This window comes from Mucilaginibacter sp. HD30 (assembly GCF_054061755.1).
Genome location: NZ_JBSSEO010000001.1, coordinates 1,584,100 through 1,597,128, shown reverse-complemented (window position 1 = coordinate 1,597,128; position 13,029 = coordinate 1,584,100). Strand labels below are relative to the sequence as shown.

The window sequence follows — 13,029 nt, the reverse complement described above, 5'->3', positions numbered from 1 at the left end:
AAAGCCATGCATTATTTATGCATGGCTTTTTTTATTATGTCAAAAATTAAAAACCTAAACCGAGCGTAAAGGCTTTATAAGTTCCGGTTAAGGTAGCGCCCGCGGTTGCAGCGCCGGTAGTAAGATTGATTGTATATAACTTTGTGGTTCCACCAACGTTTAAAAGGGCGTAGGCTGTTCCGCTTTTGCTGCCTATATCAAACCCATTGGCAGCGGTTACGGTAACACCCAACGGCCCCACATCAACTAAAGTACCCGCGTTAGGCGGATCCTGTTTTACCAATTTATTGGCTTGTGTATCTATATCATACAAAACAGTTGTAGTGGCACCTGCAAAGTTATTGGTATAAGCAGCGGCAGTTATTGAAGGTGAAGTGCCTGACAGCGTAACGTCAACTGCTGCAACTAAGCCGTCATTTGGGTTTATACGCAAATTTTGGCCGGTATTGCTTACAATTCTTACCCTGTCTACAGTCGGATTAAAATCAAATCCAAAATCAGTTCCTGATAATAGGGTAGTAAATGGAGCAACCCCAACTGCCGCTGCTGCGCCGGAAGACGTATTAAGTATATATAATCTACTTGTGCTGCCTAATGCAAAAAGCTGGCCTGTAGACGGGCGGAAATCAATGCCTAACACGGTTTCGCCGGCGGCCATACCTGTAATAGGTTTGGTGATAGGAGCAGGAGTTGATGGATTAAAAATAACCAATTCGTTAGCGCTATTAATGGCATAAGCCACCGGCTCAGTAGGTATGGCCAGGCCAATAATATCTACCGCGAAGTCATTTCTTAACCTGGCAGCCTTGCCGGTAATCAAATCAATAGCATATAAACCGGTTTTACCTGAAACTTTTATGGTAGCAAGCGTAAGGCCGTTGGAGCCGATATCAAAACCACCAATTTGCTCAGCATCAAAACCAATTCCGCTGCCAATTGCAACCAAAGTGCCATTATTGGGCGGATCTTGTTTATACAGTTTGTCAGTAGCAGCGTCTAACACAAATAGTTCAGTGGTAGCTGCGCCAGACCTGTTATTAGTATATGCTGCTGCAGATACGCCGGAACTTATCGGGCCGTTTGTTACACCATCTGTAAATGCAACTGTACCGGTTTCGGGGTGAAGGCGAAGGTTTTGCCCTGTTGTGGTAACCAATCTTATTCGGTCAACAGTAGGGTTAAAGTCAAAACCAGCTGTTGAATTACTTATCGCAGGTGTAAACGCTGTAGTGCCTACTTGCTTAGCAACTCCTGTTTGTGTGTTTAAAACATAAATTCGGCTACCACTGCTGACGCCATATAACTGGCCCGTAGCCGGGCGAAAGTCAATTGCTATGATGGTTTCGCCACTTTGAAGTTCGGTTATTCCCACACTTGTAGCTGCTGATGGATTATCCGCAGTGAAAGTAAGCAGCTTATTATCCGCGCTTAACGCGTAAACAGTTGTGTTAGGTCCGGTACCCAATCCGTCAATAAGATCATCATTGTTTTTTTTACAAGATGAAATTGAAATGGTAAGTGCAAGGCATAGCACAGCCAACTTGTTAAAATTGATTCTAAATGTATTCATAAGATGTTGTTTGTTTAAAAAAATATCGGCTAAAGCCGGTAATTACACTAAAGGTAGAATGGTAAATGTATCGGGAGGAGGGATATTTATGTGAGCGAAGTTGGCAGACTGATACTGATTGGTATAGATAGTATTGTGAATAATAATATTGATACTAAAAGTTGCCTGCATGTCGCATTCATTAATAAGGGCAAACTCTTTCTCTTTTTAGGTATCAGTTTTTTCAGCTTTTTTTTCAGTGTCGTTATCGCATTCAGCAGCTAAAACTTCCTTTTTAATTATTGAAGACGTGGATCGTAATGCGGAAATGGTTTTAAAGGCGATAAAGGCCGTTAGGCCTATCAGTAATAAAAACCGGATATACGTTAAGTGTTTTTTTGAAACCGCCGACACGAAAAATAACAATAGGTAGATGTATTGTTAACTACGCATAATCTTGACATTCGGTTTGTAAAAAAACAGGCTTTACTCCATTGAGGAATAACAAATAATATTGCACATGCTACTAAGGGCTATAATTGGCCGCGCTATAAAGCAAAAAGAGTTAATGATTACTGTTCCTCTTTAAAATAAACCTTGTAATAATTCATAGCCTTACCGTCATCAAAACCCTTTTCTATCAGGTCCTTGTCGCCGTGGATATATATATGGAAGTTTTTATCCAACTTTAAAACGCTTTTATAGACCCGCGCCTGCTTTTTAACTGCATTAGCAGCTATTTCAAAAGTATCGGCAATTGGAGTATCAAACTCTGTTTCGTATTGGCTTTTAAAGTTTTTGAAAGATTCAATGGCCTTTTCGTTACCGATTACTTCGCCGGCAAATTCATCTATATCAAAGGTTTCCTTTTCCTTAAAATACTTCATAGAGCGGTTGAGCAGATCAATTTTATCAGCTTTGGTCATTTCAAAATCCTCATCAATTTTATTAGTGACAAAGTTTTTGTAAATACCCAACGTGTTACTGGTTTGGTTATAACTGTCGTTACGGATCTTTAGCTGTAAAAACTCATCTTTCCAATAAACAGCGGCCTCAGGTCCCCGGCTGTTGTTGTCAATAACTACAATTTTATAGCCGATCTCTTTTGCGGTATTGAATATCAGACAGCCTTTATCCAGTTTATTTATATTAATGGCATTCTCCTCATAATCTAAATTAAAACCGCCTTTATCAGGATAAACTTTAAGATAGGTTTCTTTATTTTCCGATTTAAAAATACCCACAGCATCCAACAACTCACCTTCAATTTGCAGCTGCTTAAAATAAGCTACATACAATTCTCCCGCTTTAATTTTTGGGTGATTGGCTACTTCATAAAGATATTTTGCAATCTGCTCAGATGTTTCGTGGAATTTATTTTCATCCTCAAAAATCTGCGTTGCAAAATGGTGTATCTCGTTAAGCGCCAGTTCGCCACTGCTGTGCATCAGATGATAAACTTCGTTTGTTTTTTCAAAAGGGGTTAAAAAGTATTGCCTTAAAAGGCTTGCTATTAACTCATCCTTTAATACAAGAGGTTGCTCAGACAGCGCATACATTTCGCTTTGTGAGCGGTTACCCACGTGGTGCACAGAAATTTTATCAAGTGCTGCTTCAAAAAAAGTTACCATAAGTACGGCCAAGTTATAATTTTTAGTTGATGGTTAAAGGTTCATAGTAAATTTGCGACCTTTGCCCTGCGTGTTCATAGTTGAGGGTTAATAGGCCATGGCCTAAAACATTTTCGGTCTTCTAATTATCAACTATGATCCATGAACTATCAACTATGAACTATACTACAGATAACATTGTTGCTCTTGCTACCCCCACCGGTGTTGGCGCTATAGGCGTTATACGTCTTTCAGGCTCCGATGCTATAATTATTGCCAATAAGGTATTTAAAGGGAAGGATCTTACACAGCAAGCATCGCATACCATCCATTTTGGCAGCATTGTAGATGGCGATATGGTACTTGACGAAGTTTTAATATCGCTGTTTGTGGGGCCACGCTCTTATACACGCGAAAACGTGGTAGAGATTTCTTGTCATGGTTCTAATTATATCATAGAATCAATAATTAAATTGCTTATAAAAAACGGCGCGCGATCCGCGAAAGCCGGAGAGTTTACATTGCGAGCCTTTTTGAACGGGCAACTTGATCTATCTCAGGCAGAAGCGGTTGCAGATCTTATTGCGTCTAACTCCAAAGCATCGCAACAAGTGGCTTTACAGCAGCTTAGGGGTGGTTTTAGCAGTCAGTTGCAAACTCTGCGCGATCAACTGGTGCAGTTTGCGTCCCTGATAGAACTGGAACTTGACTTTGCCGAAGAGGACGTTGAGTTTGCCAATCGCGATCAGCTAAAAAAACTTATTAATGATATTTTGCGTGTTATTACTGCTTTGATCCAGTCGTTCGAACTGGGCAACGCAATTAAACATGGCATTAACACCGTAATAGCCGGCCGACCGAATGCCGGTAAATCAACCCTGCTTAACGCATTGTTAAATGAGGAACGTGCCATTGTGAGCCACATACCCGGTACCACCCGCGACACCATTGAAGAAGTTTTGAATATCAACGGTATTAACTTCCGTTTGATTGATACTGCCGGTATTCGCGAAGCCACAGATGCTATTGAAAAGATAGGAGTGGAGCGCACAATGGAAAAAATCAGTTCGTCGTCGTTATTGGTTTATGTGTACGATGCCGTACAGATAACATTGGCAGAACTGAATGCGGATTTGGCGAGCCTACAAAAACCGGGCGTAACCATGCTTGTAGTAGCCAACAAGGCTGATCTGCTTACGGAAGAACAACTTCTGGCCTTACCGAACTCTGATAGTGCTATCATTATTTCGGCGAAAGAGAAACGTCAAATTGATGAGTTAAAAAACAAGATATATCATGCTGCTGTAAAAGACCAGTTAGAGGGTAACGATATTTTAGTAACTAATATACGCCACCTGGAAGCCCTGCAAAAAACAGAGGAGGCCCTGAGTAGGGTGTTGGATGGCATGGAAACCGTTACCTCTGATTTTCTGTCAATGGACATAAAACAGGCATTGCATTACCTCGGCGAAATTACAGGCGCGGTTACTACCGACGATCTGCTGGAGAATATTTTTAGTAAGTTTTGTATCGGCAAGTAGGCCAGTCAAATAACACAAAACACTGACATATACCGACAATTAAATAGCTCATTGTTAATAAGTTATGATGTTTTCTCTTGTCCAGATTCTTGGATAATTAGCAATGTATTTCTTATTTTTGTTACTATCTTGTTACTCAAAAAAGAAAAAACTTGAGGCAAGGTTATTAGGGAGAAATTAAGTCGCTTAAATACTCTTATTTACGCTTAATGCGTCTTATTTACGCTTAAATACCCTAAAGAATGGTGAAATAACAACCGATGATTGATTTTAACGTCATCGGTTGTTAACTCCCCGGTTATCTCCCCTTGGTGAGGTAATATTCTGATTATTAATGTTTTAATAGTGGCGAAATTATCGCCGTGGAAATGCTTTGCCAAAATTTTGGCAATGCTGGATTAATGACTTTGACATGAGTTCCAATTTTACAGTAAATAGGATTTGCGAGCATTGCGGAAATGTATTTGAAGCGAAAACAACCGTTACCCGGTTTTGCAGCAAACTCTGCAATAAACGCTTCTGCAAAGCAAGAGAACGGGGCAGGATAATGGCATCGATGGATCACGTCGTTCAAAAGATGCTGGAGGGTAATTCTGCCGAACAGGTCAACGTGGACTTCCTGGATGTAAAAAGTGCTGCAAAGCTGCTTCGCGCATCTGATAAGATGATTTACAGTTTGATCAATCTGGGTAAGCTGAATGCAGTGAACCTTTCTAAACGAAAAACGCTTGTCGCCAGGAAAGACATCGACAAGCTATTCGAGCTACCACAGGTGGTTCAATTGAAGGAGCTCAAACCTCCACCGGTCTCAGAATGCTATAGCATGGGCGAAGCCCAGCGCATCTTCCGTATTTCAGATAAAGCGCTGTACGAGATCATTAAACGTAATAACCTGTTCAAGTTTCAGGAAGGCTCGTATACTTATGTAGCCAAGGCAGATCTTGACAGGATTTTTAATCCCAAAGCATAGCTATGGCAAAAGTACACATCAGAAAAAAAGCGATTACAAAAGGCCGTCATTCTGTTTATCTTGATTTTTCTCCGCCTCTGCGCAATCCTAAGTCCGGAAAACCGCAGCGGTTCGAATTTCTTGATATATTCCTCTACGATAAACCATCTAATGTGTGGGAACGCAATCATAATGCAGAAACCAGTGAATTATTGGAGAACATCAGGGCAAACCGTTTGCTAGATATACAGAACCGCAAGTATGGATTTATTTCCAACCGTAACCGAAGTTCCAGTTTCGTAGATTTCTTTAAGCAGTATATCTGCACAAAAACCAATTCGGACTGTGATAACAACGCCATGTCTTACCGGTATTTTGTCGCTTTTGCCGGCCATGACCTGATTTTTAATGACCTGGATGAATATATGTGCGAAGATTACAAAAACTTTATGCTCAGCGGTCCTGGTATAAGCCGACGCGGCAGGCCAATTTCGCGGAACACTGCTGCAAGCTATTTTGCTAAATTCAGAAATGCAATTAAACGAGCCTATAAACAGGGTTTATTAACCATAGACCTTTATAGTCAGGTCGATCCAATCAAGCTTAAAGAAACACACAGAGAGCAACTCGAACTCGACGAATTCCAGCAATTGGTGGATACACCGGCAAAATCGGATCTGATTAAGCGGGCTGCGATTTTCTCAGGGCTAACAGGGCTGCGTTTTTCGGATGTGCAGACCTTATTTTGGTCAGAAGTACGCGGGACTGCCGGGAAGTACTACCTGCAGTTTACACAGGAGAAAACAGAAGGCGCAGAGATTTTGCCGATCTCGGATCAGGCAGTCGAGGTTATGGGAAAACGGGGCGAACCTAACGAACGGGTATTTGGAGGACTGGTATATTCAAGCATGCGTATTTGTTTTAAGGACTGGTTACAAAGTGCCGGGATAACTAAGAATATTACTTTCCATAGTTTCCGGCATACCTACGCTACGCTCCAACTGGAAATGGGCACAGAATTGCTTACGGTTTCCAAAATGCTTGGCCATAAAAGTTTCAAAACCACGCTGATCTACACAAAAGTAAAAGACAAGATGAAGATCGAAGCAGCCGGCAGAATCAAACTTGATCTAAAGAAAATGAATGGTAAATAAGCAGCATCGGTTTTAATCAAATACATTTTTTGCACGCTTCTTTTAAAAGCTGTTGAATCATCAATTCAATTTCCTCGTAATTACCTTCGCCAAATTTGTGGCACCGGATTTTCCCGTTTGTATCGATAAGGTACAGGGCTGGAAGTATTCATAGTGAAAATAGTTTCAAACCTCAAATTATTGTCGCAGGCCACAGGATAGCTTATCTTCATTTCTTCTATGGCTTTCTCTACATTAGCCGCATTTTTCTCAAAAGGGAATTCGGGCGTATGGATGCCAATAATTACTAAGCCCTGATTTTATATTTCGCTGCTCACTCTCGTACATACGGAAGCGTGCGTCGCCAGTTGATGCAGGTGTAGGTCCTAAAATCCACCAAAACAACTTTGCCCTTCAGATCCGTAAGCCGCAGCGCCTTCGTGTTTGCCCAACCGGTCGCACAATTTATTGAACCGCCCGGTTTTCTCATCAAGCAAGTTTTTTCCGCTTCCGATGGCTGCTAAAAGCGCGACAGATAACGCAGCTGCTGTAAATAAGACCATTACTTTTTTCATTGTTGGTTTGTTAAAATAAGGAGTCAATAGCCATCAACCTCTATAATGGCATTGGCAAACGCTTGCGGTGCTTCCTGTGGCAAATTGTGTCCACTCCTTCCGGGGATAATATAATTAGCGTACTTGGCTGAAAACTTGTTGCGGTAGGATTCCGGTTCGGGGTGTGGAGCGCCATTGCTATCGCCCTCCAGCGTGATGCTGGGCACACTAATTATCGGACTCGTAGCGAGTTTTGCTTCCAGATCATCGTATTTCGATTCCCCTTTGGCCAGACTTAGCCGCCAGCGGTAATTATGTATGACGATCGCTACATGGTCAGGATGATCAAGTGACGTGGCAGAACGCTCAAAAGTATCCTCGTTAAAATACCATTTTGGTGAAGCTATTTGCCAGATCAATCTGGCGAATTCTCTGGTGTATTTTTCATATCCCAACTTACCACGCTCCGTAGTGAAATAAAACTGGTACCACCACAAAAGCTAGGCTTTAGGTTCCAGCGGGGTCATAATCGCCGCGCGGTTGCAAATTAAATAACCGCTTACCGCCACTTTGCCCTTACAGCGCTAGGGCCAAAGTGCCGCTATAATGTTAGCGGTACGTGCCCCCAGTCACAACCACCAATAATTGGCCTTGTCAGTTTTTAGAACATTTCCCTCTTGAGTATACTAACAGGTAATTAATGCAGGCACCAAACCGTTTAAATCAAGTGATGTAAGCGGGCGCGTGATTTCGAGGGCCTATCAGTTTAAGCCCTTGAAATCGCGCGGCGTTGAAATATTTTGGACGGTCCCCCTTTAACCGTTACCAACTGATCGTAACTTTCTGGTTGCCGTGTATGGTATATTCCAAGCCTTCCTTTGTTTCCTTAACAGACTCCATTTGTTGCTGATCTTCCGCGCTCTGTAGCTTGAAATTAAATTTCGGCAAACGCTTTTTCCCGCGATTTAGTACACGCAGGACGCATGTAAGTGACGGGTCGCCTACAACATCAAAACTTATCATGTTCTTTTTCAAATCTTGATTCAATGTCGGGTAGTCGGTAAATACCATAAAGTCCTCGCCGGGTATACGAACGTATTGACGCGGTACTACACCGAAAGCCAGCCCGGCACCGTAAACCTCCTGTCCAACGCTGCCTGATGGTTCCCAGCCGTCGTGAATGTCTTCCAACGCGACCCATAATTTGGGGTCCAGCTCGCCGGTTTTTACCTCTTTCACCAGCATATCTTCGGGCAGCATAGGGGGGTAATAGTACAGCATTCTGTTGATGCCGTGTTTAACAAACTCGGCTAAAAGCAATCTTACAGCAGGCAGCAGTTCAACCCCCTGCGCATAATTAAGCAACTCATGCACGCCCGAAAAAACCTCCTGCTCCTCATATACGGCGGTATATGGCGCATCGTCTAAGGGAAATTGCTGAAAAAAGCTCGGGAAATTTTTGCCGAAGCCGTATTGGCACTCCCATAGCGATACATTTTTAAAAACATTGGCCAAAAACAGATAGCTAAGGTCGCGATACAACTCCTTCTTGGTTTCTTTATAAAGCAGTATCATTGCTTTAGCAGAGAACATGGTGTTGTTGGCTTGATAAAACACATTGAAGCCATGCTGCGGCATAGACTGCGCTGCTTTCTCAGCCTCGCGAAAGTATTTCTTGTCTTTGGTTAGCTCCCACACCTGCAGCATTACGTGGGCGTATAAACCAGCAACATCTTTTTCGCCCCCGGCGCCCTCTTTGGTCTCTGGTTTTACAACTTCTAAAGTATCCATTTTATAAAACACCGGCCAGCAGTAGTTAAAATGATGAGCCACTTTGATGGCATAATCTACAGATTTAAGCAACAGGTCTTTAGCCAGCTTATCGCCAAAGGTGGCCATGCGGGCCAGGTTAAGTAAAGGATGGTGCAGGTACCAGGCATCCATTACCATTGGCGTTTTTTGCTCTTCAGATTCATCGAGCATTTTTTCTGCAGACGGCAGCCAGCGCATAACTGTGCCCAGCTGCTCATTATAAAATGCGGGTAGGCCGTCTATTATTTCCTTTTCCATAACACAGGTTTCGCCACTCCAGCGCATGTAATCCTGTATGGGCAATAAAACCGCAAGCTGCACCATTATTTCCGGCGGAGTTGTGTAGTCGCATAAATAAGCATTCAAATAAGGACGCCCGCTATGATACGACCAGCATCCCTTGCTGGTTTGCAAATCATGCAGTGCCTTAGGCAACACTTCCATATAATCCTGATATTTCGTTTCCGGGCGAGGCAGCAATAAGTACAAGTTGCCCAGCGCCTCTAAAAAGCCTTTTGCAACGTCGAATTGGTCGGCAGGTGTTTGTTCGCTTAGCGCAACAAGGGCATCACAAATGGTGTAAGTTTTGCCCTTTTGCATGGGTTTTTCTAAAGCCGGCGGCAGGCTCAGGCCCATTTCGGGCCACTGCCCCCCTACAACGCCACCGGCTGAAGTTTGTGTATCACTATTATAATCGGCCAGAGCGGTTAGGTTCTGCAAATACAGGAATGATCCGCCTGTGGGTTTTTTAAACGATGCGTAAAGATGCCCTGAACGTGTACCTGTTTGTGATATAAGGATCTCGCCATCAGGCTGACCTTTGCCGGAAACAATAATATCTCTGGGCCAGAATGGAACAAACAGCTCTGTAGATGGCTTAAGAGAGGTTGTATAGCGAAGAATAGGTTGATCTTGTCTCGGCCAGCTTATTTCAACGTTATACTCACCTAATGCCGATGTTAATTGGGCCGAGAACTTACTGTCATCGTCTCCTGTTATCTTAAAATCCTGAAAGCCATCAGGCGAGTAAGCGGTACGAAAAGATATCTGTTTTGTTTTGCCAAAGCCGGCAATAACCCATAACGAGTCGCCAAGCAATTTAACTTCAAAATTAAAGCCGGCCACCATTTGCTTATACGAGGGTTGTTCCTCCACATCCGATAGTTGCTGAATGGCAGCGGTGGCCCATAATGATGTTCCTGTAGACATAGTAATCAATTAATGTTTGTATAACGGATAAGTATTTAACTGGTTTTATAACGCACTACTTTAAGTATTGATTTCAAATACATATAAACAGGTAGTTTTTTCGCGTTACGCAGGGTATTTATACTACGATATGAAAATATCAAGAAGATACTTTTGTATATGACTGCGGATATTCATACAGACATTGCTATTATAGGTGCCGGACCCGCCGGCTTGTTTGCGGTTTTTGAAGCCGGCTTGCTTAAAATGCGCTGTCATGTTATTGATGCCTTACCACAGGTGGGCGGGCAGCTATCAGAGATCTATCCACAAAAACCAATTTATGATATCCCCGGTTACCCTGTTATTAACGCACAGGAACTTACAGACCGGCTAATGGAGCAGATAGCTCCTTTTAAACCCGGTTTTACTTTAGGTGAGCGCGTAGACAAAATAGCCGGAAAGGCAGGCAATTGGCAGTTGCAAACGTCGGAAGCAAACGTTATAAATGCCAAGGTAGTAGTAATTGCCGGTGGCTTAGGTTGCTTTGAACCACGCAAACCCGAAATTGAACAACTAACGGAGTTTGAAGGTAGAGGAGTAAGCTATTTTATAAAAAATCCGGAGGCGTTTCGTGGGCGCAAGGTTGTGCTGTCTGGTGGTGGTGATTCCGCTTTAGACTGGACGGTATTTTTAGCCGAAATAGCCGATGTAACGCTGATTCACCGCGGCAGCAGTTTTCGTGGCGCACCGGATATGGCTGAGAAAGTGATGAAGTTGGCTGCCGCGGGTAAGATCACTTTATTGCTTCAGTCTCGCGTTGTGGCGCTGAATGGCACTGGGCATTTGGAAGAACTAACAATAAGGGATGGAAACGGTGAAACACGTGATGTTTTCGCTGAACACTTTATTCCGCTATTTGGCCTTACGCCAAAACTTGGCCCTATTGCCGACTGGGGATTACAAATGGACGAATCGGCTATCCGGGTAAATACCATTGATTTCGGCACAAATACACCAGGTGTGTATGCCATTGGCGACATTAGCACTTATCCCGGTAAACTTAAGTTGATACTTTGCGCTTTTCACGAGGCCGCGTTGATGGCGCAAAGCGCTTTCAGATATGTTTACCCGAACGAACGTTTAACCTTTAAATACACCACGGTTTACGGGGTGCCAACATTACCATAATGATCAAATTTTGGATAGAAGATAACGCCGGCAACCAACGGCTGCTGGAAACACCAGCAGGTGAAAGCTTATCACTTATGGAGATTCTGGTGGCAGTAGGATTTCCAATTGATGCCACCTGTGGTGGTATTGCGCTTTGCGCTACCTGCCTGGTTCAAGTGCTCACGGAGAGAAACACATTACCTGAACCAAACGAAAATGAATTGCTTATGCTGGATACCTTGCCAATACCCGCAGGTAATTACAGGCTAGCCTGTCAGCTTAGAATAAGCGATAGTTTTAATGGCTGTAAATTTAAGCTGGTATAGCAACACATCAACTATTTCAATATCACAACAACGCTATCTTTTACATTGCCCGGAATTTGAAGCCTTGCGTCACTTATCAGGCTGGCCCGCTTTGCTGCGGTAACGTAGCCCCTCAAGGTAACGCCACCCTGCTCCACCTCTGAAACCACCTGCGGGTACCTGGCAAGTATGCTATCTACCTGCAATTTCACCTGTGTTAAACTATCTAACGTAACCGGCGCAATTTTCACGTCGTAACTTACTGATTTAATAATATGAACGTTCCGTATAGCTTGCTTTACCTGATTAAAAGCCTTTTGCGAAGGACAACGCCCGGTAAAATTGACCACACCATTTTGCACTGTATAATCAAGCCCCGCAAAACTCAGGTCTTTACGCGCCTTACTGGCAATATCCGCGCGTACCTCTTCGTCAGATGGCCGGCACCCCGCCAATACCACTGCTATTACTCCAATTATTATCTTTTTCATCACGTCTGCATTAAGCATTTTCATTCACCTCCTCAACAGCCGTTATCCACTTATCCTTGCCGCAATTAGGGCATTTTCCATAGCCGTGCCCGTTTGGTTTCTGTGGGAAACCACACTGTACGCAGATCTGCTGTTCGGGGTGTTCTGTAAAGCAATCGCGCAGCGGATCATCCCAGGGAGGCAAAACTGACAAACCGGGTACCGGATTTGGATTGCGCACCAGCGTGAATGTTCCGTTGGCTTCCATATAAAACCTGGAGACACTGCCTAAATGCAGCAACCCCTGCGAACGTAATTGCGCTAATACCCGCTCATGAGACAGTCTGGATTTATTTAGTTCTTTCATATTGATCACTCCATCGCTTACCAGTGTGCTTACCTTGCCTTGGGAGTAATTTTCAAACCATTCGCTCTTGCAGCTTTGCGTGGCGATAGTACGCTCGGTAGCGATGAGCACGAACGCTATTATAACGGCCGGCAATACGCCACGATCCGGCGCCATCATCGGGATGCCTACAGCTGCCGCTAACGAAACCAATGCAGCCAGCTCATTGCGTCCCAACTGAGACGACATACGCTTACCCATTGCACGCATAGATGTCATTAAAATGAGGTAAACCATAAAAGCCCTTATAAATAACTCTATAAAAAAGCTAAACGGCACCTCTCCAATAAGAATGCGCATCCAGTCGTTTATGTGTATATCCTGTGGTTGCATAATTAA

At 43.4% G+C, this 13,029-nt stretch carries 12 protein-coding genes; 5 read left to right on the top strand and 7 right to left on the bottom strand.

The window, feature by feature from the left end:
* Window positions 1-46: 46 nt before the first annotated feature.
* Both ACVW2L_RS07820 and ACVW2L_RS07815 read right to left on the bottom strand, forming a co-directional pair.
* On the bottom strand, window positions 47-1,570 hold the full coding sequence (locus tag ACVW2L_RS07820) for a DUF4394 domain-containing protein (protein WP_457127405.1): 1,524 nt from the start codon (window positions 1,568-1,570) through the stop codon (window positions 47-49).
* Between the two features lie 551 nt (window positions 1,571-2,121).
* Complete coding sequence (locus ACVW2L_RS07815) at window positions 2,122-3,180, bottom strand: nucleoid-associated protein (protein WP_457127404.1); 1,059 nt, start codon at window positions 3,178-3,180, stop codon at window positions 2,122-2,124.
* A gap of 155 nt (window positions 3,181-3,335) precedes the next feature.
* On the opposite strand from ACVW2L_RS07815, the gene mnmE reads away from it, so the two are divergent.
* From mnmE to ACVW2L_RS07800, 3 genes are all read left to right on the top strand, one after another.
* The gene (mnmE, locus tag ACVW2L_RS07810) at window positions 3,336-4,700 is read left to right on the top strand and encodes a tRNA uridine-5-carboxymethylaminomethyl(34) synthesis GTPase MnmE (protein ID WP_457127403.1); all 1,365 of its coding nucleotides are present in this window, start codon (window positions 3,336-3,338) and stop codon (window positions 4,698-4,700) included.
* A 412-nt stretch (window positions 4,701-5,112) separates the two neighbouring features.
* The gene (locus tag ACVW2L_RS07805) at window positions 5,113-5,670 is read left to right on the top strand and encodes a helix-turn-helix domain-containing protein (RefSeq protein WP_457127402.1); all 558 of its coding nucleotides are present in this window, start codon (window positions 5,113-5,115) and stop codon (window positions 5,668-5,670) included.
* A gap of 2 nt (window positions 5,671-5,672) precedes the next feature.
* Window positions 5,673-6,803 carry a tyrosine-type recombinase/integrase gene (locus ACVW2L_RS07800; protein ID WP_457127401.1) on the top strand — a complete coding sequence of 377 codons (1,131 nt, stop codon included), beginning with the start codon at window positions 5,673-5,675 and terminating at the stop codon, window positions 6,801-6,803.
* Between the two features lie 365 nt (window positions 6,804-7,168).
* Here the strand turns inward: ACVW2L_RS07800 and ACVW2L_RS07795 are convergent, their stop codons facing one another.
* The 3 genes from ACVW2L_RS07795 to ACVW2L_RS07785 all read right to left on the bottom strand — a co-directional run bounded on the left by ACVW2L_RS07795 (window position 7,169) and on the right by ACVW2L_RS07785 (window position 10,357).
* Window positions 7,169-7,357, bottom strand: a complete 189-nt coding sequence (locus ACVW2L_RS07795) for a hypothetical protein (protein ID WP_457127400.1) — start codon at window positions 7,355-7,357, stop codon at window positions 7,169-7,171.
* A 23-nt stretch (window positions 7,358-7,380) separates the two neighbouring features.
* Window positions 7,381-7,833: a hypothetical protein gene (locus tag ACVW2L_RS07790; protein ID WP_457127399.1), complete on the bottom strand. Its 453-nt coding sequence runs from the start codon at window positions 7,831-7,833 to the stop codon at window positions 7,381-7,383.
* 325 nt (window positions 7,834-8,158) lie between these two features.
* On the bottom strand, window positions 8,159-10,357 hold the full coding sequence (locus ACVW2L_RS07785) for a hypothetical protein (protein WP_457127398.1): 2,199 nt from the start codon (window positions 10,355-10,357) through the stop codon (window positions 8,159-8,161).
* 159 nt (window positions 10,358-10,516) lie between these two features.
* Between ACVW2L_RS07785 and ACVW2L_RS07780 the strand changes: the two genes are divergently transcribed.
* On the top strand, window positions 10,517-11,527 hold the full coding sequence (locus ACVW2L_RS07780; protein ID WP_457127397.1) for an NAD(P)/FAD-dependent oxidoreductase: 1,011 nt from the start codon (window positions 10,517-10,519) through the stop codon (window positions 11,525-11,527).
* A complete protein-coding gene (locus ACVW2L_RS07775) occupies window positions 11,527-11,835 on the top strand; it encodes a 2Fe-2S iron-sulfur cluster-binding protein (protein ID WP_457127396.1) in 309 nt (102 codons plus the stop codon). Before ACVW2L_RS07780 ends, ACVW2L_RS07775 begins: the two co-directional genes overlap by 1 nt.
* 11 nt (window positions 11,836-11,846) lie before the next feature.
* On the opposite strand, the gene ACVW2L_RS07770 is transcribed toward ACVW2L_RS07775, so the two are convergent.
* Window positions 11,847-12,305 carry a BON domain-containing protein gene (locus ACVW2L_RS07770; RefSeq protein ID WP_457127395.1) on the bottom strand — a complete coding sequence of 153 codons (459 nt, stop codon included), beginning with the start codon at window positions 12,303-12,305 and terminating at the stop codon, window positions 11,847-11,849.
* Between the two features lie 10 nt (window positions 12,306-12,315).
* Window positions 12,316-13,023, bottom strand: a complete 708-nt coding sequence (locus tag ACVW2L_RS07765) for a DUF421 domain-containing protein (RefSeq protein WP_457127394.1) — start codon at window positions 13,021-13,023, stop codon at window positions 12,316-12,318.
* Window positions 13,024-13,029: the final 6 nt, after the last annotated feature.